A 22,968-nucleotide genomic window follows, 5' to 3' on the forward strand; every position below is an offset into this window, starting at 1 on the left:
CACTTGGATACCATTCTTTCGATCGCCGGCGTGTCGAAGACATACGGCTCCGGCACCACGGCCCTGTCGCCGATCGATCTCGACATCGCCAAGGGGGAGATCTTCGCGCTGCTCGGTCCGAACGGCGCGGGCAAGACGACGTTGATCAGCATCGTCTGCGGCATCGTCACACCATCTTCCGGCACCGTGACGGTGATGGGCCATGACACGATCCGCGATTACCGCACCACGCGCCGCATCGTCGGTCTCGTTCCGCAGGAACTGTCCGTCGACATGTTCGAAACGGTGCTCGCGACCGTCAAGTTCAGCCGCCGCCTGTTCGGCAAGTCCGGGCATGATGCGTATGTCGAGGAAGTGCTGCGCGACCTGTCTTTGTGGGACAAGCGCAATGCCAAGATTATGGAATTGTCCGGCGGCATGAAACGCCGCGTTCTGATCGCCAAGGCGCTCAGCCACGAACCGGACATCCTGTTCCTCGACGAGCCCACTGCGGGCGTCGACGTGTCGTTGCGCCGCGACATGTGGAAACTGATCCACAAGCTGCGCGCCAAGGGCGTCACGATCATCCTGACCACGCATTATATCGAGGAAGCGGAAGAGATGGCCGACCGTGTCGGCGTCATCGCCAAGGGCAAGCTGATGCTGGTCGAGGAAAAGACTGAGCTGATGAAGCGGCTCGGCAAGCGGCAGGTGCTGGTCTCGCTCGCCGAACCGATACGCGATCTGCCGCCCGAACTCGCCGACTGGGATCTGACCCTCGAAGAAGACGGTACGAAGCTGCGCTACGTCTTCGTATCGGAGGATGAGGGGATTCCCGCGCTGCTCGCCAAACTCGGATCGCTCGGCATCGCCGTAACCGATCTGGAAACCCATCGCAGTTCGCTCGAGGATATCTTCGTCGATCTCGTATCCGCGCCGGGAGAACTCGCATGAGCGCATCCGGCTTCCACGCGCCTACCTTCAACGCGCACGGCGTATGGGCGATCTATCGCTTCGAAATGGCGCGTGCGCTGCGCACGCTATGGCAGAGCGTCGCGACCCCGGTCATCACCACGTCGCTGTATTTCGTCGTGTTCGGCGGCGCGATCGGCAGCCGCATGCAGAGCGTCGATGGCGTCGGGTACGGCAGCTTCATAGTGCCTGGCCTGATCATGCTGTCACTGCTCACGCAGAGTATCTCGAATGCGTCGATCGGCATCTACTTCCCGAAATTCACCGGCACGATCTACGAACTGCTCTCCGCGCCTGTATCCGCGATGGAGATGGTCCTCGGCTATGTCGGCGCCGCGACCACCAAGTCGGTGATCCTGGGGCTGATCATCCTCGCGACCGCCAAGCTGTTCGTACCGCTGCCGATCGCGCATCCGCTGGCGATGCTCGCTTTCCTGGTACTGACCAGCATCGCCTTCAGCCTGTTCGGCTTCATTATCGGCGTGTGGGCGAATGGCTTCGAACAGCTTTCCTTCGTTCCCGCCCTGCTGATCACCCCGCTGACATTCCTTGGCGGCGCATTCTACTCGATCGACATGCTCCCGGAACCGTGGCGCACCGTCAGCCTGTTCAACCCCGTCGTCTATCTCGTCAGCGGTTTCCGCTGGGCCTTTTTCGACAAGGGCGATGTCAGCGTCGCGCTCAGCCTCGGGGTCACGGCGCTGTTCCTCGTTCTGTGCCTCGCGATCATCGCGGTCATCTTCCGCACCGGCTGGCGCATGAAGAAGTGACTACTATCGGATAACGGGCAGGACGATCTTCGAGCCCGCACAGACGCGCTGGGTCGCTTTGACGAAGTCGCTCGCCTTCGCCCGCGCGATGTTCGGCACGAATGTCTGCGGGTTGCGATCGATCACCGGGAACCAACTCGACTGAACCTGCACCATGATCCGATGTCCTTTCAGGAACACATGGTCATGGTCGCGCAGGGAGATATCCCACGGCACGACCTTGCCCGGCACGAGCGGTTGAGGATGCGTATCGCTGGTCAGGAACTTGCCCCGCCGGACCTCCATCGCGATAGGCAACTGATAGCCGTTCAGCTGCATCGGATACGCCCCCAGCGGCGCCTTCGCGTCGAATGGCGCGTAATCGTCCGGTAGCACGTCGATCAGCTTGACGACGAAATCGCTGTCGGTCCCGCTGGTCGATGCCATCAGCCGCGCGGCGACCGTCCCCGCCACCGTCACATCGCTGGTCAGCGGTGCGCTGACATAGCTCAACACGTCCGGCCGGTGATCGACGAAGCGCTGGTCCTCCGCTTCCCACCACCGCCATTCCGGGCGCGGATAGGTCGGAGAAATCGGGCGCGGACGGAACGGAACCGGGTTTGCGGGGTCGGACACATAGTCGCGGCACCCCTCTCCACGCGGCGCGGTGAACGACAACGATCCGTCCGCCCCCAGATACAGATCGGTCGCCTGCGCTTCCTTCGGCGGCCAGGCGGGATAGCTCTTCCACCTGTTCGACCCGGATTCGAACATCCGCGCCCGGTAATCAGGCCGCGCGCCCTTGCCATGCAACCAGTAGCGGAAGAACGGCGCCTGGATCTGGTCGCGAAAGTCCGCCCCGCTATTCCCGCCCAGCGGCACCCGCCCGAGCATCGACGTATCGCCCTGCCATCCGCCATGCGCCCAGGGTCCTGCGACCATCACGCTCAGGCGATCGGGGTCGTTCTCCTGTTGCCTGGCGTAGATCTTCCACGATCCCAGCGGGTCTTCCTGATCCCAGAACCCTGCGACGTTCAGTGTCGGCACCGTCGTCTTGCCCAGCGCGTCCGTCCATCGCTGTCCGGTATAGAATGCATCGTTATTCGGATGATCCAGCAACGCCGTGAACATCGGCGACGCGCCCTTGAAATGCACACGGTCGATCGTTTCCACCGGCCCCTGTTTCAGGAACCAGTCGTACGTATCCACCGTGTCGTACGTGACGCTCTTGTTCTGCGTCTTGTCCGCCTGCAGGCTGTACAGCCAGTCTGTCGCATAGGAGAGGCGAAGCGCGCCGTTGCGATGCAGATCGTCATTCTGCCAGTAGTCGTTCCACGCCGCCTGCGGAGATACGGCCTTCAACGCCGGATGCGGCTTCGTCAGCGCGATCGCGGCGGCGAAACCGGGATAGGATACGCCCCACATCCCCACCTTGCCGTTGTTCGGCTTCACGTTGCGGATCAGCCAGTCCACCGTGTCATACGCATCCGTCGCTTCGTCCACGGCTTTCGGATCGTTCGGGTGTACTGCGGTCGACAGCGTGAAAACCCCGTCCGACTTGAACCGTCCACGCATCGACTGAAAGACGAAGATATAGCCGTCGCTTGCCAATGCGGTCCAAGACGATGGAACCGCCGCCGGCGCCGCGCCGGGAACCCCATAAGGCGTCCGCTGGAGCAGGATCGGGAGCGCGGCGCTTGCCGAGCTGGGACGAATGATTACCGTCTGCAACCGTGCACCGTCGCGCATCGGCACCATCACCTCTTCATAGGTGAAGGGCGATTGCGCAACAGGCGCGGGGCCGATTTGCGCCCTTCCCGACGGGATCGCCGCGACCAACGCTGCCGCCGCACATACTAGTCCCAGCCGCCGCATTCCGATCGTCCCCGCATCAAAGCGCTAAGCTTGGATCGCCACCGGCCGGTCTGTCAATTCGCGTGGACAGCGGCTCGCTACGAAGCCGCTGCCCACGCGCATTTGGGTTCGTTCAGATGCGGTGCTCGCCCTTGACCCAACGGACCGTGCCCGACGATGCCCGCATCACGACGCTTTCCGTCGTCATCTTCCCGCCCTTGCGCTTCACGCCTTCCAGCAGCGACCCGTCGGTCACGCCCGTCGCGGCGAAGATGCAGTCGCCCTTGGCGAGTTCGGTCAGATCATATTGCTTGTCGAGGTCGGTCACGCCCCACTTCGCCGCGCGCGCGCGTTCGTCGTCGTTGCGGAACAGCAGCCGGCCCTTGAACTGCCCGCCGACGCAACGCAGTGCCGCCGCCGCCAGGACGCCTTCAGGAGCGCCGCCGGAGCCCATATAGATATCGATCGTCGTATCCGGGTTGGTCGTGGCGATCACGCCCGCCACGTCGCCATCGCCGATCAACATGATGCCGCAGCCCAGCCCGCGCAATTCCGCAATCAGCTTCTCGTGGCGCGGACGATCCAGCACGCAGGCGATGATCTCGGAAGGCTCCACACCCTTTGCGGCCGCCACGGCGCGAACGTTCTCGCTCGGCGACTTGTCCAGATCGATGATGCCATCTGGATAGCCCGGGCCGACGGCGATCTTGTCCATATAGACATCCGGAGCGTTCAGCAGCCCGCCCTGTTCGGCGATCGCCAGCACGGCAAGGCTGTTCGGACCGGCCGTGGCGCAGATGGTCGTCCCTTCCAGCGGGTCGAGCGCGATGTCGATCTTGGGGCCGCTGCCGATTGCCGAGCCGACCTTCTCGCCGATGAACAGCATCGGCGCCTCATCGCGCTCGCCCTCGCCGATCACCACCGTGCCGTCCATGTACAGCGAGTTCAGGGCCTCGCGCATCGCCTCGACCGCCGCCGCGTCGGCAGCCTTCTCGTCGCCGCGACCGACCAGCTTGGATGCGGCCACCGCCGCCGCCTCGGTCACGCGGACCATTTCGAGGACGAGAACGCGGTCGAGAACTTGGCTGGCGGCAGTGGTCATCGTGAAAATCCCCTTGGTCTTCGAAAATCGTTAGGCAGCGTGTCGGGTCGTGTCGATACGATCAGTCGCGTAGCAGTTCGTTGATGCTGGTCTTGCTCCGCGTCTGCGCGTCGACTCGCTTGACGATGACGGCGCAATACAGGCTCGGCTTTCCGTCCCCGCCGCCCATCGATCCGGGAACGACCACGGAATAGGGCGGGACTTCGCCGCGGAAGGTTTCGCCCGTCGAGCGATCGACGATCTTGGTCGAGGCGCCGAGATACACGCCCATCGACAGCACGGCACCCTCGCCGACCCGAACGCCTTCTGCGACCTCGCTCCGTGCGCCGATGAAGGCGCCGTCGCCGATGATCACCGGATCGGCCTGCAACGGCTCCAGCACCCCCCCGATCCCCGCGCCGCCCGAAATGTGGACGTTCGCCCCGATCTGCGCGCATGATCCGACCGTCGCCCAGGCGTCGATCATCGAATTCTCGCCGACATAGCCGCCGATATTGACGAAGCTCGGCATCAGTACCGCGCCTTTGGCGATGAACGCCCCGCGCCGGACGATGCTGCCGGGCACGCTGCGGAAGCCCGCCTCGCGATACCGGTTCTCGCCCCAGCCCTCGAACTTCGACGGAACCTTGTCGAACCAGTTGGCGGCGCCCGGTCCTGCGATGATCTCGTTATCGTTCAGCCGGAAGCTGAGCAGAACGGCCTTTTTGAGCCACTGATTGACACGCCAGCCGCCCTGCCCGTCGGGCTCGGCGACGCGCGCCTCGCCCGTATCGAGCATTTCCAGTGCCTGATCGACGGCAGCGCGGACCGATCCGATCGTTGCGAAGCCAAGATTCGCCCGGTCTTCCCACGCGGCATCGATGGTCGTCTGCAGTGCGTCGCTCATGCGGCCTCCAATATCGTTTCAAGCCAGTCGGTCACGTCATCCGTGATGAAGTCGACATGCTCGTGTGTCTCGTCCGGCGTCTGTTCGGACCCGTTATTTACCCACAGGGTCGTCATGCCGATCGCCTTCGCAGGCTTCAAATTGCGGGCCATGTCTTCCGCGAACAGGGACGCGTGCGGATCCAGGTCGAACGCCGCGCACAGGCCGGCATAGGCCGAAGCCTGCGGCTTGGCGGCCAGATCCATCGCGTGGATGTCGTGAATCGCCTCGAAGGATTCGCCCAGCCCGAGCCTACCCAGCACCTTGGTCGCATAGGGCGTGTCGGCGTTGGTGAAGATGATCTTCCGTCCCGGCAACTTCGCGATCGCGGCTGCGAGCGGGGCGTTCTCCTCCAGAACGTCCATCTCGATATCGTGGACATACGCCAGGAATTCGTGCGGATCGACACCGTGATCCGCCATCATGCCAGCCAGCGTGGTCCCGTGGCCGTAGAAATAGCCCTTCTGGATCCGCCGCGCTTCGATCAGATCGACGCCCAACCTGTTGGCGATATAGGCTCCCATCTTGGCATCGATCCGGTCGAACAATCGCGCGCTCGCCGGATACAGCGTATTGTCCAGATCGAAGATCCAGTTGCGGATATGGGAAAGGCGCTTGTCCATCGCGCGCGGCTGTACGGCGCGCAGGCGCGCCGGGCAAGGTGGCACCTGCCGTGCCGCCTGCCCGGCCGCGCTATCCCCTACCGTTCGTACGCCTTGGGCAACGCCCCTTCCTGCGGCTGCATGTAGCGATTGCGCAGCAATTCCTGCCGTGTCGTCAGCGGTTGCTTCACGCCGTCGATATAGACCGACATCGCCGCCGCATCCAATTCCAGCGGATCGTTGCTCCAGATCACGACGTCGCCACGTCGCCCGGGACGCAGGCTACCGATCTCGCCCCCCATGCCGATCGTGTCCGCGGGAACGGAGGTGATCGCGGCGAACGCGGCGTCCCAGGAAAGCCCCGTCGCGCCGGGAACCTTGGTCAGGGCGACCAGATTACCCGCATATTGCTTTTCCAGACGGGCCTGCCGCGCTTCGTTATCGTTGATCATGCCGATACCGACGGTCACGCCCGCTGCCTTCATCCGCCCGACATTGGACTGCGTCGAACTCAATTGCTCGAACGACGCAGGCAGGTCGGTCAGCGCGCTCGCGATCACCGGGATGTTCGCCGCCGCAATCTCCCGCGCGACCGTCCAGCCTTCCGCGGCACCGACGAGTACGAGCTTCAGCGCCGGAAGCTCGCGCTTCAGATCGATCAGCACGAGAATGTCGGACGCCCGCTCGACATGGACGAGCAACGGCATGCGCCCGGCAAACACCGGCACCAGCGCCTCGGCATCCGCGCGGGTCAGAAGCGCTTCCTTGCCGACATCGCCATAGCCTGCCGGGTTGCGCGAATAATCCCGCACCTGCGCCAGCGCGTTGCGGAATTGCGCGATCGCCGCGGGACGGCTGCCACCCGCCGCACGCGCGCCGGCCTCGCCATATTCCATGAACTGGAACGCGCGCGGCTTCGTCACAGCGTCGCGATCCGCACCCAGGTCGATCACAGCGCCCATGCCAGCGAAGATCGATCCGTCATTGTCGGGGGCGACGATCGCGCGCGTGATCCCCTCCGCACGGTTCAGAGGGATCGAACTCGTCTTCGGGTTCACCGCAGGCGCAATGTCGATCGCGGCGTGGAACGGGCTCTTGCCCGCGGCTGCATCGTTGGTCTGTTCGACCCCGTCGACCTCGACGATACCCATGCGCGTGAACCCGGCGACGATCCCCGGCGTGACATAGCGTCCCCCGGCATCGACCGTTTCCACATTGGCGGGCACCGCGACGCCGCGTCCGGCAGCCACGACCTTGCCGTCACGCACGAAGACCGTACCGCCCTCGATCGGCGCGGAGCCGTCGCCGATGACCAGCTTGGCATTGACGATCGCGACCGACTGGGCGGCAGCGGGGGCGGCGAGCAGCCCGAGCGCAAGCGGGGCGGCGCTTAACAGCAAGAGGCGCTTCACTTCGTATCTCCCGCGCCAGGCTGGCCAAGTTCGAAATCGGACACCGGTCGCAATTTGGGATTGTTGGCGTCGTAGAGCATCGCGCCGTCGATCCACACCTTCTCGGGCCGCGCATAGACGCTGAACGGGTTGCCGTTCCACAGGACGACATCGGCCATCTTGCCCGGCTTCAGACTACCGGTCTTGTCGGCGATGCCCAGCGCCTTGGCGGGGTTGATCGTCAGCCACTCCCACGCTTTCGCGTCGGAAATCTGGATGCCCGCCCGGCGCCCGGCAGCGAGCGCCTTGGCGACTTCCTGATTGAGCCTCTGGATACCGTTCTCGTCGTCGCTGTGGATCATCGCACACGCGCCGGCATTCTGCAGCAGCGCCAGATTCTCGCTGATGGCGTCATAGCTTTCCATCTTGAAGCCCCACCAATCGGCCCAGACTGCGGCACAGGTGCCGTTCGCCTTCAACAGGTCGCCGATCTTGTAGGCCTCCACGGCGTGGTGGAACGCACCGACCTGATAGCCGAACTCCTTGGCCATATCCAAGACGATCGCCATTTCGTCCGCACGGTAACAATGGTTCTGGACCAGGATCTCGCCCGACAGGACGCCGCGCAGCGTATCCATCGCGATGTCGCGGGTCGGCGCCTCGCCGCCATCCGTCTCGAACTTGTCCCACTTGCGTTTGTATTCTGCCGCCTTCGCCCATGTCTGGCGATCGACCGCGATATTCCCCATCCGCGTGGAAGGCTGACGTCCCTTGCTGCCATACACCCGCTTCGGGTTCTCGCCGCACGCCATTTTCAGTCCGTAGGGCGCGCCGGGGAACTTCATCCCCTGCTCGGTACGCGCATAGACGTTCTTGAGCACGACCGACCGACCGCCCATCAGGTTCGCGGAACCCGGCAGGATCTGCAACGTGGTCACGCCGCCATTGACGAGTGCGCGGCTGAACCCCGGATCCTGCGGCCAGACGCTATGTTCGGCCCAGACATCCGCCGTCACCGGTCCGGTCGCCTCGTTCCCGTCCGAATTGGCCTGGACGCCGGGCGACGGATAATCACCCAGATGGCTGTGGATGTCGATGATGCCGGGCGTCACCACCTTTCCGGTACCGTCGATCACCGTCGCACCTGCAGGTGCAGCGACGCTCTGGCCGACCGCCACGATCTTCCCGTCGGAGAACAGGACCGATCCGCCCGTCAGGGTGCCGCCCTCCCCGTCGAAGATGGTGACGTTGGTCAGCAGCGTCGGCGTGCCGGGATACGCCTTGTAGGTCGACGGGAACGGATCGTGCGAATATCCTTTGCCCATTCCCGGCGCGGCCTGTTTCGAGGAGCTGGCGCTTTTCGGACCTTCCGCTTTGCCGTCCGTCGCACAGGCGGACAGCAGCGATATCGCGGCAAGAACGCCGCCGACGCGAAACGACAAGCCGCTCGCCCTGAATCCGATTGCCATGCTTCCCCCTGTTACGACCTGGTTCGGTTATGCTCCGATGTCGCGAGAAATCCGGCAGCTTCCGCATTCTGTCAACGGGTCCAGGAAATAAGTTCTGTATTTGCGGGACCCAAATGTTCGCCGGGGTTGTTTAATCGACATCAAGGGGACGGCTTTTGTGCCACGTACTGATCATCGAGGATGAACCCCTCATCGCAATGGACATCCAGGATATGCTGGGTCGGATGGGCGCGACCAGCTTCGCTTTTGCCGAAACCGAAGACGAGGCGATCGAAGCGGCACGTGTTCAACGCCCCGATGTAATCACGTCCGACGTGATACTGCGTGAGGGAACTGGACCCAATGCAGTCGATTGCATCCAGAACGAAATGGGGCCTCTTCCAGTCATCTTCATTACCGCGACACCGGGATCGTGCCGCCCCTGCCCTCCGCCGTATTGCATCCTCTGCAAGCCGGTGGGACCGGCAATACTCAGCACCGCATTCCACGCCGTCACGCCTTACTGACGACCGTCTTCAGCCAGCCACGGCCCCGGCCCATTCGTTGGCCGCTTGCAACGCCTTGGGGTCGTCGACGTCGATCCAGTCGAGATCGCTGCAATCGACCGTCAATGCGGTATTCCGGTCGATCAGCGAACGCACCGCCTCCGTAATCGAGGGTGCCGCCAACTGCGACAAAGCCTCGAAAAATGCGGAGCCGACCGCAAACACACCGGTATCGTAGCAATCGTGCGGCGTCATTTCCTTACCGATCGCGGTGATGCGATCGCCGTCGGTCGCGACGAACGTCACGTCCAGGGGATCGACCCACGGATGGCCCAGACGGCGGTCGATACCAAGGCGTAGACCGTCACCCGCGCCAGCCGCCGCAAGCCGCGCGTACAAAGCGGGCTCGACCAGATGATCGCACATCGCCAGCAACGTATCCCGACCGTCCAGCAATGGTGCCGCCGCCAGCGCGGACACGCCATTCGGCTGCCGCCAGTCGATCGTCCGCGCGGTCTGCACGACGACCGGCCAGTCTCGGCCCGCCAGATGCGCCTCGATCGCCTCGGCCCGGTATCCGGTCGTCACGATCACGCGCGAGATTCCAGACCGGGCCAGCCGCTCGATCGCATGATCGATCAGCGGCTTTCCCGCGACCTCGCACAACGGCTTCGACTCGGCGGCGTCCCGCAGGCGCGTTCCGGCGCCTGCCGCAAGCAGCACCGCCGTGTCGATCTGCGTCACTCTCAGGCAGCAGCGGCGATGAAGTCTTCGACAGCGATCTGCGCAAGGTCGTCCGTCATCTGGATCGGAGGATGCTTGCAGAAATACGCGGATGCCGGATGAACCGGGCCTGCGAGACCGCGATCGCTGGCCAGCTTCGCGCAACGGATCATGTCGATCGCCACGCCGGCGCTGTTCGGGCTGTCTTCCACCGACAAGCGCATTTCCAGGTTCATCGGGACGCCGCCGAACATCGTGCCTTCCATGCGCAGGAAGCAGACCTTGTTGTCGTTCTGCCACGGAACATAGTCGCTCGGGCCGATATGCACGTTATCGTCCGTCAACCGCTCGGCCGCCACCGATTGGACGGCTTCCGTCTTGGAGATCTTCTTCGACTCCAGGCGGCGATGGTTCGACATGTTCAGGAAGTCGGTGTTGCCGCCGGTGTTCAGCTGGTACGTCCGCTCCAGCTTGACTCCACGCTTGGCGAACAGGTCCGTCAGGACACGGTGGACGATCGTCGCACCAAGCTGCGCCTTGATATCGTCGCCGACGATCGGAACGCCGGCATCGGTGAACTTCTTCGCCCAGACTTCGTCGCTTGCGATGAAGACGGGGATGTTGTTGACGAAGGCCACGCCTGCTTCGATGGCGCATTCGGCATAGAATTCGGTGGCTTTCTGGCTACCGACGGGCAGATAGTTCATCAGCACGTCCGCACCGCTTGCCTTCAAGGCTGCGACGACTTCCGCCTTGGTCGGCTGCGGCAGGTCCGCGACGACGAAGGTGCGGTCGTCCTTATAATCGGCCATATGCTCGGCGACGCCGTCGAGCACGTTGCCCATCTGGACCTTCACGCCGCTCGACGGAACGTCGGCGCAGAACACGGCGGTGCAGTTCGGCTTGGCGAAGATCGCCTCTGACACATCCACGCCCACCTTGCGCGCATCGACGTCCCACGCCGCCACGACCTTGATATCGCTCGGCTTGTATCCGCCCAGATCCCAATGCATCAGGCCGACATGGTCGTTCTGCCCCTGATGATAGAATGCCAGCCCCTGGACCAGCGAACTGGCGCAATTGCCGATGCCGATCACCGCGACGTTGATGGTGTTCATGGTTGGACGGGTCCTTCGATTCTCAAAAATGATGTGGTCGGGGTCGGCGCAGCGGCGCCCGGGCAGTCAGGTATTTACGGGTTTCGCGCCGCCCGGATGCATCAAGGCGGCTTCCACGCGCCGATGCCAGATCAGGGTGCCAATGATCAAGAGGGTCAGCGGAACGATCTCGAACCACCAGAACAGCCGGGGATTACCCGCAAGACAGGAAACGAAGATCGCCAGTACGCGCATATTCGCGCTTTCGAACGCCATGACTTTCATCGGCCACGCCGCTTTTGCGGCATAGTCTTGCCCGAAGCGCGCCGGATCCCGGTCGTCACGCAACGCTTGATCGAACCGACCAGCCGCGCGATCGACGATATGCGAGACATCGTCATAGAGCTTTTCGAGAAAGCCGCCCGTACGCGCTGGCGGCGTTCCACCCCAGTCTCCCTTCGCACGGCGGTGGAAACGCGCCCGTTCGCCTTCGAAAAGGCTGGACTGCACCATGTGCGCAAAGCCCGCCGCGAATGCCAATACCCAGCCCTCCACCGTGCCGATCGACATGGCCAGCACGACATAGATCAGGGTGAAGACGCCGTGATCGACCAGCCCGTCGAGCAATCGACCGAAAGCGGAAGCACTCCGAGTCGCACGCGCGACCATGCCATCGAGACCGTCCGCGACCAGCCAGCCTACCGAGAATAGCAGCCCGACCGCGGCGGCCGTCCGGCTTGTCCAGTTCGAGTAGGAAATAGCTGCCGCGATGCCGAGGAACAGGCCCACGAACGAGACGAAGTTCGCCGAAATACCAGCCCGTAGCGCCAAGGGAAGTAGAGCACGCGACGCGGGATGGATCAGCCAGAGGTTGGTTGGATCCTCAATCCGCCTGTCTCTGGAGCCATCGGGCGGAGCAAGTTTCATCAGGCCTTCATAATGCCGTCATGGAACCGCGGATGCAAGGCATGTTGCGACAAGCCGCAGCCACGGGGCTGGCGCAACCTCGCTCCGATCCCGCGACTCTTGTCACAAACTGCGGCCGATCAACTCCTTCATGATCTCGTTGGTTCCCCCGAATATCCGCGTCACGCGAGCGGCGCGCCAGGCACGGGCGATCGGATATTCGTTCATATACCCCGCACCGCCGTGAAGCTGCAGGCACTTGTCCATGACCTCCCACTGAAGATCGGTGTGCCACAGCTTTGCCGCGGCGCCCTCCTCGTTGGTCAACTCACCCTTCAGATGACGCCCGATCGCCCAGTCGAGATGCGCCCAGCCCACCTGCAGCTTCGCCTTCAGGTCGGCGAGCACGAAGCGGGTGTTCTGGAAATCGAACACCATCCCGGCAAACGCCTTGCGCGTCTTGGTGAACTCGACCGTCTCGTCGAACGCCTTTTGCGAAGACGCCATCACCGATACCGCGATGGACAAGCGTTCCTGCGGCAACTGGCTCATCAGATAGATGAAACCCTTGCCCTCTTCGCCAAGACAGTTGGTGATCGGAACGCGCACGTCTTCGAAGAACAGTTCGGACGTATCGGCTGCATCCTGCCCGATCTTGTCGAGCTTGCGGCCCTTCTTGAAGCCATCGCGGTCGCTTTCGACCAGGATGATCGACATGCCCTTCCATGCGGGAACGGCCGTCGGATCTGTTTTGGCGACGACCAGCGTCAGGTCGGTATTCTGGCCGTTGGTGATATAGGTCTTGCTGCCGTTGATGACGTAATGATTCCCGTCCTTCTTGGCCGTCGTGCGGATCGCCTGAAGGTCGCTGCCCGTGCCCGGCTCGGTCATGGCGATCGCGGTGATCACTTCGCCGGAGACCATCTTCGGCAGCCATTCCGCCTTCTGCTCTTCCGATCCGTAATGCTCGATATAGCCGGCGACGATATCGGATTGCAGCGAGAAGCCGGCCGGCACGCCGTTATAGCTCATCTCTTCGTCGACGATCGCATTATAGCCGAAGTCGAGCCCGAGCCCGCCATAAGCTTCGGGCACGGTCGGGCACAGCATCCCGATCTCGCCCGCCTTCATCCAGAAGTCCTTCGGAACAAGCCGCTTTTCTTCCCAATCGTTGACGTGCGGCACGCCTTCCTTCTGCAGGAAGGATCGCACGGTCTGGCGAAACGCCTCGTGATCCTCGGTATAGGCGAAGCGGCCAGCGACGGTGTCGAGCGACGACATGGAATAGGTCCTCTCTTGCAACTTGTTTTGACCGGTGTGCGGTCGGGTGACGCGAACGTCAACCCATTCCCACTTTCATAGCGGCGAGGGGCGGGTCTATGATCGCCGTCAGAACCAAAGGAGAGCGCATGAAACTGGCCAGCCTCAAGCATGGACGCGACGGAAAGCTTGTCGTCGTATCGGACGATCTCGCCTGGTACGCCGACGCCGGGCATATCGCGCCGACGCTGCAAGCCGCGCTCGACGATTGGGATCGCGTGCTGCCCAACCTCATCGCCTTGGCGACGGATGTACGGAACAGCGCGATCCCGCTCGAACGCTTCCACGAACACGATGCCGCCGCCCCCCTGCCCCGTGCCTATCAATGGGCCGACGGATCGGCTTATGTGAATCACGTCGAACTGGTGCGGAAGGCGCGCGGCGCGGAGATGCCCGAGACGTTCTGGCACGACCCACTGATGTATCAGGGGGGCAGCGACGGCTTCCTTGGCCCACGGGATGCCATACCGCTGGCCGACGAAAGCTGGGGCTGCGATCTGGAGGCAGAAGTGGTCGTCGTGACCGGCGACGTCCGGCAGGGAGCGAGTCGCGAAGAGTCGCTGGAATCGGTCCTGCTCGTCGGCCTGACCAACGACGTGTCGTTGCGCAACCTGATCCCCGGAGAACTGGCCAAGGGGTTCGGCTTCTTCCACGCCAAACCTGCGAGCGCTTTCTCGCCCGTCTTCGTCACGCCCGACTCGCTGGGCGATTGGTGGAAGGGCGGAAAGCTGCACCGCAAGCTGATGGTCGATCTGAACGGCCAGCCGTTCGGCCGGGCGGGGGCCGGTGTCGATATGACGTTCGATTTCGGAACGCTGATCGCTCATGCCGCGAAGACGCGCAAACTGGGTGCCGGAACGATCGTCGGGTCGGGTACGGTATCGAATCGCGACGAGGATGGCGGCCCCGGCAAGCCGATCGCTGCCGGAGGCGTCGGCTATTCCTGTCTGGCGGAAGTCCGCACCGTCGAAACGATCACCGACGGCAAGGCGACCACACCGTTTTTGAAAGCGGGTGACACGATCCGCATCTGGGCGGAAGACGACCGGCACCACCCAATCTTCGGCGTGATCGAACAGACCGTCGAAAGTTGAACGGGACGCGCTCGGGCGTTGCTGAATCGTCAGCGCCCGAGCGCGATCTGCCCCGCATCGACCGGAAGAACGGGTGGATCAGTGGTTCAACGAAACGTGCCGGTCGGCACAGCCGGCCGCTCGTCTGGCATAAAACCGGCTCTCGCCAAGGCCGTTGAAATTTTATAACAAGGCGCAGACACGGAAACCGTCCGCTTTGGAACGGGATTCGGAACGCATTGGAGAAACCATGGCAAGCGACGATCGCCGCGCCAATCTGCAGCCCCTGTCGCTCTACGTTCCGGAACCGAAGTTCCGGCCGGGCGACGCGGTTGATTTTACGTCCGTACGACTGCCGGCGGCCGGTGAGACCCGCCGCCCGGACACCGCCGACAAGGCGGAGACGTTCATCGACCTCGCTTACGAACTTGTCCGCGTACTGGACGAAGACAATCAGGCGGTCGGTCCGTGGAACCCCCGCCTTTCGCCCGATACGATGCGGTCCCTGTTGCGCAGTATGGCGCTGGTCCGCGCGTTCGACGAACGCATGTTTCGCGCGCAGCGTCAGGGCAAGACCAGCTTCTACATGAAGTGCACCGGCGAGGAAGCCGTTGCGGTCTCCGCCGCATTCGCGCTGGATTACGAGGATATGTGCTTCCCCTCGTATCGCCAGCAGGGCCTGCTCATCGCGCGGGGCTGGAGCCTCGTCGACATGATGAACCAGATCTATTCGAACAAGGGCGACCGGCTACAGGGCAAGCAGTTGCCGATCATGTATTCGGTGCGCGAAGCTGGCTTCTTCTCGATTTCCGGCAACCTCGCGACGCAATATCCGCAGGCAGTCGGCTGGGCGATGGCCAGCGCGGCGAAGGGCGATACGCGCATCTCGGCCACGTGGTGCGGCGAAGGATCGACGGCGGAAGGCGATTTCCATTCCGCCTGCACCTTCGCCTCCGTCTACCGCGCACCGGTGATCTTCAACGTCGTCAACAACCAGTGGGCGATTTCCAGTTTCTCGGGCTTTGCCGGGGCCGAATCCACGACGTTCGCCGCACGTGCGGTCGGCTACGGGATTGCCGGTCTCCGCGTGGACGGTAACGACGCACTCGCCGTCTACGCCGCAACGGCCTGGGCCGCCGAGCGCGCACGGACCAACCAGGGACCGACGCTGATCGAGCATTTCACCTATCGCGCCGAGGGCCATTCGACGTCCGACGATCCGGGCCAGTATCGCAGCGAGGGCGAACCCAATGCCTGGCCGCTGGGCGATCCGATCAAGCGGCTGAAGGATCATCTGATCGCGATCGGCGAATGGGACGAGGAACGTCACGCCGCGCAGGACAAGGAACTCGCGGAAGACGTCAAGCGTGCGCAGAAGGAGGCCGAACAGAACGGCATCCTGGGCCACGGCCTGCACCAGCCGCTGGATACGCTGTTCGACGGCGTGTTCGAGGAACTGCCGTGGCACCTCAAGGAACAACAGGCGCAGATGCTTGCGGAAGAGACGGCATCGGGTCGCCCTTGGGCACATAAATCGTGAGCGATATGACAGATACCGAAACGCCCCCCGCGACCGACGCCGGGGACGCAGGCGAAACCACGCGCATGAACATGATCCAGGCGATCAATTCCGCGATGGACGTCATGATGGCACGCGATCCGGACGTGATCGTGATGGGCGAGGATGTCGGCTATTTCGGCGGCGTGTTCCGCGCGACGGCGGGGCTTCAGGCGAAATACGGCAAGCAGCGCGTGTTCGATACGCCGATCACCGAATGCGGCATCATCGGCGTCGCGGTCGGCATGGGCGCCTATGGCCTGCGCCCCGTGCCGGAAATCCAGTTCGCGGATTACATCTATCCCGCGCTCGACCAGCTCGTGTCGGAAGCCGCCCGCCTGCGCTACCGCTCGGCCGGTGAATTCATCGCGCCGATGACGGTACGGTCACCTTTCGGCGGCGGCATTTTCGGCGGCCAGACGCACAGCCAGTCGCCCGAGGGTATCTTCACCCACGTATCGGGCGTGAAGACGGTGATCCCCTCCACGCCCTACGATGCGAAGGGCCTGCTGATCGCGGCGATCGAGGATAACGATCCGACGATCTTCTTCGAACCCAAGCGCATTTATAACGGCCCGTTCGACGGCTATTGGGACAAGCCGGCGCAGAACTGGTCGAAGCATCCCGCGGGCGAGGTTCCGACCGGATATTACAAGATCGAGCTCGGCAAGGCCAAGGTCGTGCGCGCGGGCGAAGCGCTGACCGTTCTCGCCTATGGCACGATGGTGCATGTGGCGCAGGCGGTGATCGCCGATGCGGGGATCGATGCGGAAATCATCGACTTGCGCACGCTCGTTCCGCTCGACATCGAAGCGATCGAGGCGTCGGTCAAGAAGACCGGGCGTTGCATGATCATCCACGAAGCGACCCGGACCAGCGGCTTCGGCGCGGAGCTTTCCGCCTTGGTGCAGGAACGCTGCTTCTATCATCTGGAGGCGCCGATCGAACGCGTCACCGGGTTCGACACGCCGTATCCGCACAGCCTCGAATGGGCCTATTTCCCCGGCCCGGTGCGCATCGGCGAGGCGTTGAAGAAAGTGATGAAGGACTAGCTCCTTCCGCGACACCCACCCCCGTTCGTTTCGAGCGAAGTCGAGAAACGGGGTTTGAGACAGAGTTCTCGACTTCGCTCGAAACGAACGGATTTCTGAAATGGCACGCTTCACGTTCAAACTCCCCGATATCGGCGAAGGCATTTCCGAAGCGGAAATCGTCGCATGGCATGTCGCCGTCGGCGACCGGATCGAGGAAGACCAGCAGATCGCGGACATGATGACCGACAAGGCGACGGTCGAGATGGAGTCGCCGGTGTCGGGCGTGGTGGTCGAACTGGCCGGCGAAGTCGGAGACCAGGTCTCGATCGGCGCGGCGCTGGTCGTGATCGAAACCGAAGGCGACGTGTCGGCGGAGGAAGCGCCTGCATTGGCTCCCGTTACCGACGAAGTGAAAGCCGCCCCACCAAGCCCTGCCCAGGAAGAAACCGCCGAGCAATACGAGGCTGAAAATCCGGGAGTAGAGGACGTCCAACCTGCTCCCCTCCCGCTTGCGGGAGGGACCGGGGAAGGGCCTGAAAAAAACCGGCAGCCTGGTGATCGGGCAGCCCCGCCCCCGGCCCCGGCCGCAAGCGGGAGGGGGAAGCGAACGCCCCCGCCTCGCCCGCCCTCGCCTCGCCCGCCGTCCGCGCGCGCGCGGCGGACCTCGGCATCGACCTCGCCCAGGTGAAGACCGACGGCGACCGCGTGCGCCATGCCGATCTCGATGCCTTCCTGCGCTACGGCAGCGGACAGGGATATCATGCGCCGCATGCCAGCAAGGCGCGGGCAGACGAGCCGATCAAGGTCATCGGCATGCGCCGTCGCATCGCCGAGAACATGGCGGGTCGTCCAAGCGCGCGATCCCGCACTTCACCTATGTCGAGGAAATCGACGTTACCGCGCTGGAGGAGATGCGGGCGGATCTGAACGCCAATCGGGGTGGGCGGCCGAAGTTGACTATGTTGCCGCTGATGATCGTTGCTATCTGCAAGGCGATTCCGGATTTCCCAATGATCAACGCACGTTACGATGACGAGGCGGGCGTCGTGACGCGATTTGGCGCGGTACATCTTGGTATGGCGACGCAAACCGACGCGGGATTGATGGTTCCCGTCATTCGTGACGCGCAAGACCGCAACGTCTGGCAGCTTGCGACGGAGATCGGACGGCTGGCCGAGGCCGCGCGGACCGGCAAGGCGACGTCGGCGGAACTCAGCGGATCGACGCTGACCGTCACGTCGCTCGGTCCGCTCGGCGGGATCGCGACGACGCCCGTCATCAACCGCCCGGAAGTCGCGATCATCGGCCCGAACAAGATCGTCGAGCGTCCTATCTTTGACGGGGATGAAATCCGCCGTGCGAAGCTGATGAACCTGTCCATCTCCTGCGACCACCGCGTCGTCGATGGCTGGGACGCCGCAAGCTATGTGCAGGCGCTGAAGAAGTATCTGGAAACGCCGGTCCTTCTGTTCGCGGACTGATCGGCCGGATCAGCCGCGGTACAGCATCGCCACGTCGCACCGGGCATAGCGCGAGCCGAAGTCGCGCATGATCCCGGCGTCGTGGCGGAAGCCGTTCTTCTCATACAGATGGATGGCGGCCGCACATCGGGAACTGGTCAACAGGTACAGCCGCTGCGCCCCCATCGCCGCAGCGCGGTCGAGCACTGCGGTCAGCAAAAACTCGCCCACCTTCCGCCCCCGCGCCTCTTCCAGCACGCCCATCTTCGTCAGCTCGAATTGACGTTCGCCCGTCTTCTGCAACGCGCAGGTTCCGACGATGCCGAGATCCGAATCCTGTGCGAACAGGATCACCCCGCCCGGATCGACGATCCGCGCGCGGGGATTTTCCAATACGTCGCGGTCGGTATCCTCAAGCCGGAACATGGCGGAGATCCACTGCGCATTGATGTCGTGAAATTCGCGCGCCAGCCCGTCCGAATATTCCACGATCCCGAGCCCCGCCGGCGATCCGCGCCCGTGTTCCATCATCGAATCCATCATGCCCGCGCCGGTATATAGACCGCCCTGCACTGTCAATTTGGCCGCCATCACAGCATCGGCTCAGGCGAGCGGCAGGATCGATCGCCATCTTCCAATCGGCGGAAAATCAAGACCAAGGGACACGGAAGCGCGCGAGAATGTGTGGAATGACTGCCCCCACCGTCGCACCCGTCCGGCCGGGTATCCCGATAATACGTCCCTCGCCACCCGCGCGAACTCGGGTGCGTCGGCCCGAAGGACTGATGCCCGACCTGCCCGCGAAACGTCGATTTTCCCCTCTTCCGTCCCGCCAGAAAAAATCCGGGGCGGCAGCGCGCTTGGCAGGCCGCCGCTGGATACGTTTCCGGGAGAGGTAATCAGCTCGCGTGCGCTACGGTGTTCAGCCGGTCTTCGATCAATTCCAGCGGCAGCGCGAGGTGCGCACCGATCAGGCCGTCACCGATCTTGTCCATCAGCGCGATCGATGCATCGAGCATAACCTTGACCTGCTCGTACTTTTCCAGATCGCTCGTCCGGCGGATCGACATCTCGCTGATCAGGCGTTGCAGCACCATCGATGGCGATGCGGGCTTGCTCATCACCGGGACGTCGTGATCGTCGCCGAGCATCTCCGCAGGCAATTGATTGCCGGTGAACATCACGAACGGCGTGTTGCTTTCGAACAGCCGCCGCGCGACCGGAGTCACGTCGCGATCGGTCAACTGACCGTCCAGAACCGCACCGTCGACCACCGTATCGACCAAAGTCTCCATCGCTTCCGCCACCGATCCAAACGGACCGACCACGGTACCGTTCAGGCTTTCGATATGATGGGCGAGGTCCATGCCGGTCATCGGCTCGTCCTCGACGATCAGGATACGCATTTGATCAAGCATGAAGCTGTCCTAAAAACCCAACGCCGTTTCCGGGCCGAATGTCGCGACCCGAATGGATCGCCCCCGGCCGAATGACGAAACCGCTTCGTCAAAGAAACGTCGCCTCAAAGATGAAGAACGTTCGTTAAAAAATCAAGTATGCCCGCGGGTTCGCGAGTATGGAAATCATCCGTCCTTCATAGCCTCGATCAACTTTTTGACTTCCTGGCTGCGCCCGCGTGGCAGGATCAGGACGTCGTTACCGCTGGCCACGACGATCAGGTCTTCGACCCCGACCATGGCGATCCGCACGCCGTCGCTACGCACCAGGCAATTCACCGTCTCGATTGCGACGATGTCGCCTTGATGCGCATTGCCGGTTTCGTCGCGCGGGCTGATCGCATGGAGCGCGTCCCAACTGCCGAGGTCGCTCCACCCCATGCTGACGGGCACGACCGCGACCCGGTCCGCCTTTTCCATCACCGCATAGTCGATGGAATCGGACGGCGATGCAGCGAAGGCGTCGGCGTCGGGATAGATGCGCTGGCCGTCCTGCCGCGCACCGTCCATCGCGGCCGTGCAGGCCGACAGCATGTCGGGCGCATGGTGCGACAATGCGCCGAGATAGGCGTCGGCGCGGAACAGGAAGATACCGCCGTTCCAGGCGTGATCGCCGCCGGCGACCATCGCCTCCGCCTTCTCCCGCGGCGGCTTTTCGACGAAGCGGACGACGCGGTTGACGCCGGGCGAGACCTCTTCCCCGACCTGGATGTATCCGTAGCCGGTCTCGGGCGCGTCGGGCGCGATACCGAACGTGACGAGCCAGCCCTGTTCCACCAGCGGCATCGCGGCGTGGATCGCGGCATGGAACGCCGGCACGTCATCGATCACATGGTCGGATGGCATGACGAGCAAAGGGCTTGCGCCGTCGCCGGCCGCGATCGCGGCCAGAGCGATGGCGGGCGCGGTATTGCGTCCCGCTGGTTCGAGGATGACGGCCTGGGCGGAGGCGGACACCGCGTCCAGTTGCTCGTCGATCATGTCGGCATGACGGGCATTGGCGACGACGATGGGTGCGGTGAAGCGCTCGCCCCCGTTGCCCTCGCCGCGTGTCCCGTCGGCGCGCAATTCGCCCATCACGCGGGTGGCGGTCAATTGCAGCATCGTCTCCGCCGCGGTCAGCGACAGCATCTGTTTCGGGCGTTCGGGCCGCGACATCGGCCACAACCGCGTGCCCGATCCGCCCGAAAGGATGACGGGAACGATCGGTCGGGAAAGCGGCATGTGAGAATCCTCCTGTTGCACCGTCTGTAGGCACGAACGCGCGTTTGCGAAACCTTCCAAGATCAAGACTGATCCGCATGCCCGTCGATTTGGGCCCGTCGATTTGGGTCGTTCAAGGTTTGTTTGTCTATTTCTGCGACTGGCACACTCGCATGTCGGAAAAATCTACAGAGCATCGGCGCAGGGCGAGACGATCATGATCAGGCTGTTCAAGCATTATGTGCCGCACGCCGTGCTGCTGCTCGGCCTGTTCGACATCATGCTGCTTCTTGCTGCGGCGGAGTTCGGCTGGGTCTATCGCGCCAGCCAGATCGGGATGGACGTCGAACCGATCCACACCCGGATCCCGCAATTGCTGACCTTCGCCATCAGCCTGGAAACGGCAATGATCGCGGTCGGCGTGTATGGCGCCGGTTCGCTTCAATCCTTACGCCATGCCGCCGCGCGAATCCTCGTCGCGGTGTCGCTGGGAGTCATCCTCTTGAGCGTCATCTTCTTCATGCTCCCCGGAATGACCCTCTGGCGCTCTAACCTGCTGTATTCGATGCCGGTCGCCGTCCTTCTGCTGTTCGCGCTACGTGTATTGCTCGGCAAGATGATTGGCGGGCAGGCGTTCAAGCGTCGGGTCGTCGTTCTCGGCGCCGGCGCGCGTGCGGCGCGGCTGAAGGCATTGGCGCAGACGCCGGGCGCGGGCTTCGTCGTCGTCGGCTATGTATCGATGAGCGAACCGCAACGCGTCATCCCGGAAGCGATCGCGCGCGACGCGATCTACAACCTTGCCGATCATGTGGTGCTGTTGAACGCCAGCGAAGTGGTGCTGGCGCTAGAGGAACGCCGCAACGCCTTGCCGCTGAAGGATCTGTTGCGGATCAAGACGACGGGCGTGCACGTCAACGAGATTTCGACCTTCCTGGAGCGCGAGACCGGGCGGGTCGATCTGCAGAGCGTCAATCCGAGCTGGCTGATCTTTTCCGACGGATTCTCTTCGGGCCGGATGCTGTCCAGCATCTTCAAGCGCCTGTTCGACATTACCGCCAGCGCATTGCTCCTAACGCTGATGGCGCCGGTGATCCTGCTCACCGCGCTGGCGATAAAGCTGGAGAGCAAGGGGCCTGCTTTCTATCGCCAGCGTCGCGTCGGGCTGTACGGCGTCGGCTTCGATTGCCTTAAACTGCGGTCGATGCGTCAGGACGCCGAAGTGGCCGGACAGGCCGTCTGGGCGGAGAAGGACGATCCCCGCATCACGCGGATCGGTCGTTTCATCCGCAAATGCCGCATCGACGAACTGCCACAGACGTGGAGCGTGCTTAAAGGCGAGATGAGTTTCGTCGGCCCGCGCCCCGAACGGCCCCAGTTCGTCGACGATCTGGAACAGCAGCTCAATTACTACGCCGAACGCCATATGGTGAAGCCGGGCATCACCGGCTGGGCGCAGATCAATTACCCTTACGGCGCGTCGATTGAGGATAGCCGGCAGAAGCTGGAATATGATCTGTACTACGCGAAGAATTATTCGCCGTTTCTCGATATCCTGATCCTCCTGCAGACGATCCGGGTGGTGCTATGGCCCGAGGGCGCTCGGTGATCG

20 protein-coding genes and 1 pseudogene are annotated in these 22,968 nt (G+C 63.3%); 8 read left to right on the top strand and 13 right to left on the bottom strand.

Annotated features, from left to right (window positions below; genetic code table 11):
- The first annotated feature begins 3 nt into the window (after nt 1-3).
- Together H5J25_RS13025 and H5J25_RS13030 are read left to right on the top strand one after the other, a co-directional pair.
- Nucleotides 4-933: an ABC transporter ATP-binding protein gene (locus tag H5J25_RS13025; protein WP_202091627.1), complete on the top strand. Its 930-nt coding sequence runs from the start codon at nt 4-6 to the stop codon at nt 931-933.
- Complete coding sequence (locus H5J25_RS13030; RefSeq protein WP_202091629.1) at nt 930-1,721, top strand: ABC transporter permease; 792 nt, start codon at nt 930-932, stop codon at nt 1,719-1,721. The genes H5J25_RS13025 and H5J25_RS13030 overlap by 4 nt, the downstream gene beginning before the upstream one ends.
- Nucleotides 1,722-1,724: 3 nt before the next feature.
- Here the strand turns inward: H5J25_RS13030 and H5J25_RS13035 are convergent, their stop codons facing one another.
- The 6 genes from H5J25_RS13035 to H5J25_RS13060 form a co-directional block, all read right to left on the bottom strand.
- Nucleotides 1,725-3,575, bottom strand: coding sequence for a CocE/NonD family hydrolase (locus tag H5J25_RS13035; protein ID WP_202091631.1), 1,851 nt, complete (start codon nt 3,573-3,575; stop codon nt 1,725-1,727).
- Nucleotides 3,576-3,687: 112 nt separating this feature from the next.
- A complete protein-coding gene (gene glpX, locus H5J25_RS13040; protein ID WP_202091633.1) occupies nt 3,688-4,656 on the bottom strand; it encodes a class II fructose-bisphosphatase in 969 nt (322 codons plus the stop codon).
- Between the two features lie 61 nt (nt 4,657-4,717).
- Nucleotides 4,718-5,542 carry a 2,3,4,5-tetrahydropyridine-2,6-dicarboxylate N-succinyltransferase gene (gene dapD / locus H5J25_RS13045; protein ID WP_202091635.1) on the bottom strand — a complete coding sequence of 275 codons (825 nt, stop codon included), beginning with the start codon at nt 5,540-5,542 and terminating at the stop codon, nt 4,718-4,720.
- Nucleotides 5,539-6,204, bottom strand: coding sequence for a pyrimidine 5'-nucleotidase (locus H5J25_RS13050; RefSeq protein WP_202091637.1), 666 nt, complete (start codon nt 6,202-6,204; stop codon nt 5,539-5,541). Before H5J25_RS13050 ends, dapD begins: the two co-directional genes overlap by 4 nt.
- A 77-nt stretch (nt 6,205-6,281) precedes the next feature.
- On the bottom strand, nt 6,282-7,595 hold the full coding sequence (locus H5J25_RS13055; RefSeq protein ID WP_202091639.1) for an amidohydrolase family protein: 1,314 nt from the start codon (nt 7,593-7,595) through the stop codon (nt 6,282-6,284).
- Entirely contained in the window at nt 7,592-9,043 is a 1,452-nt protein-coding gene (locus H5J25_RS13060; RefSeq protein WP_202091641.1) for an amidohydrolase, read from the bottom strand. The genes H5J25_RS13055 and H5J25_RS13060 overlap by 4 nt, the downstream gene beginning before the upstream one ends.
- Before the next feature lie 155 nt (nt 9,044-9,198).
- Between H5J25_RS13060 and H5J25_RS13065 the strand changes: the two genes are divergently transcribed.
- Nucleotides 9,199-9,549 carry a response regulator gene (locus H5J25_RS13065; RefSeq protein ID WP_202091643.1) on the top strand — a complete coding sequence of 117 codons (351 nt, stop codon included), beginning with the start codon at nt 9,199-9,201 and terminating at the stop codon, nt 9,547-9,549.
- Nucleotides 9,550-9,558: 9 nt separating this feature from the next.
- Here the strand turns inward: H5J25_RS13065 and H5J25_RS13070 are convergent, their stop codons facing one another.
- From H5J25_RS13070 to H5J25_RS13085, 4 genes are all read right to left on the bottom strand, one after another.
- Nucleotides 9,559-10,272: a phosphocholine cytidylyltransferase family protein gene (locus tag H5J25_RS13070; protein ID WP_225883108.1), complete on the bottom strand. Its 714-nt coding sequence runs from the start codon at nt 10,270-10,272 to the stop codon at nt 9,559-9,561.
- 2 nt (nt 10,273-10,274) lie between these two features.
- Complete coding sequence (locus H5J25_RS13075) at nt 10,275-11,369, bottom strand: inositol-3-phosphate synthase (RefSeq protein WP_202091644.1); 1,095 nt, start codon at nt 11,367-11,369, stop codon at nt 10,275-10,277.
- A gap of 66 nt (nt 11,370-11,435) precedes the next feature.
- The gene (locus H5J25_RS13080; protein ID WP_202091646.1) at nt 11,436-12,275 is read right to left on the bottom strand and encodes a CDP-alcohol phosphatidyltransferase family protein; all 840 of its coding nucleotides are present in this window, start codon (nt 12,273-12,275) and stop codon (nt 11,436-11,438) included.
- 102 nt (nt 12,276-12,377) lie between these two features.
- Nucleotides 12,378-13,535: an acyl-CoA dehydrogenase family protein gene (locus H5J25_RS13085; protein ID WP_202091648.1), complete on the bottom strand. Its 1,158-nt coding sequence runs from the start codon at nt 13,533-13,535 to the stop codon at nt 12,378-12,380.
- 128 nt (nt 13,536-13,663) lie between these two features.
- Here H5J25_RS13085 and H5J25_RS13090 point away from each other — a divergent pair, with 128 nt between their 5' ends.
- From H5J25_RS13090 to H5J25_RS21675, 4 genes and pseudogenes are all read left to right on the top strand, one after another.
- Nucleotides 13,664-14,668: a fumarylacetoacetate hydrolase family protein gene (locus tag H5J25_RS13090; RefSeq protein WP_202091654.1), complete on the top strand. Its 1,005-nt coding sequence runs from the start codon at nt 13,664-13,666 to the stop codon at nt 14,666-14,668.
- Between the two features lie 229 nt (nt 14,669-14,897).
- Nucleotides 14,898-16,187: a 3-methyl-2-oxobutanoate dehydrogenase (2-methylpropanoyl-transferring) subunit alpha gene (locus H5J25_RS13095; RefSeq protein ID WP_202091656.1), complete on the top strand. Its 1,290-nt coding sequence runs from the start codon at nt 14,898-14,900 to the stop codon at nt 16,185-16,187.
- Nucleotides 16,188-16,252: 65 nt separating this feature from the next.
- Entirely contained in the window at nt 16,253-17,257 is a 1,005-nt protein-coding gene (locus H5J25_RS13100; RefSeq protein ID WP_202096365.1) for an alpha-ketoacid dehydrogenase subunit beta, read from the top strand.
- Between the two features lie 100 nt (nt 17,258-17,357).
- Nucleotides 17,358-18,720 (top strand): annotated as a pseudogene (locus H5J25_RS21675) (dihydrolipoamide acetyltransferase family protein).
- Nucleotides 18,721-18,729: 9 nt separating this feature from the next.
- Here the strand turns inward: H5J25_RS21675 and H5J25_RS13110 are convergent.
- From H5J25_RS13110 to H5J25_RS13120, 3 genes are all read right to left on the bottom strand, one after another.
- The gene (locus H5J25_RS13110) at nt 18,730-19,290 is read right to left on the bottom strand and encodes a GNAT family N-acetyltransferase (protein WP_202091658.1); all 561 of its coding nucleotides are present in this window, start codon (nt 19,288-19,290) and stop codon (nt 18,730-18,732) included.
- A 308-nt stretch (nt 19,291-19,598) separates the two neighbouring features.
- Entirely contained in the window at nt 19,599-20,117 is a 519-nt protein-coding gene (locus H5J25_RS13115) for a response regulator (RefSeq protein ID WP_202091659.1), read from the bottom strand.
- Nucleotides 20,118-20,282: 165 nt separating this feature from the next.
- The gene (locus tag H5J25_RS13120) at nt 20,283-21,380 is read right to left on the bottom strand and encodes a mannose-1-phosphate guanylyltransferase/mannose-6-phosphate isomerase (RefSeq protein WP_202091662.1); all 1,098 of its coding nucleotides are present in this window, start codon (nt 21,378-21,380) and stop codon (nt 20,283-20,285) included.
- A gap of 196 nt (nt 21,381-21,576) precedes the next feature.
- On the opposite strand from H5J25_RS13120, the gene H5J25_RS13125 reads away from it, so the two are divergent.
- Complete coding sequence (locus H5J25_RS13125) at nt 21,577-22,965, top strand: TIGR03013 family XrtA/PEP-CTERM system glycosyltransferase (protein ID WP_202091664.1); 1,389 nt, start codon at nt 21,577-21,579, stop codon at nt 22,963-22,965.
- The last annotated feature ends 3 nt before the right edge of the window (nt 22,966-22,968 follow it).

This window comes from Sphingomonas aliaeris, assembly GCF_016743815.1.
In the GTDB taxonomy this organism is placed as follows: domain Bacteria; phylum Pseudomonadota; class Alphaproteobacteria; order Sphingomonadales; family Sphingomonadaceae; genus Sphingomonas; species Sphingomonas aliaeris.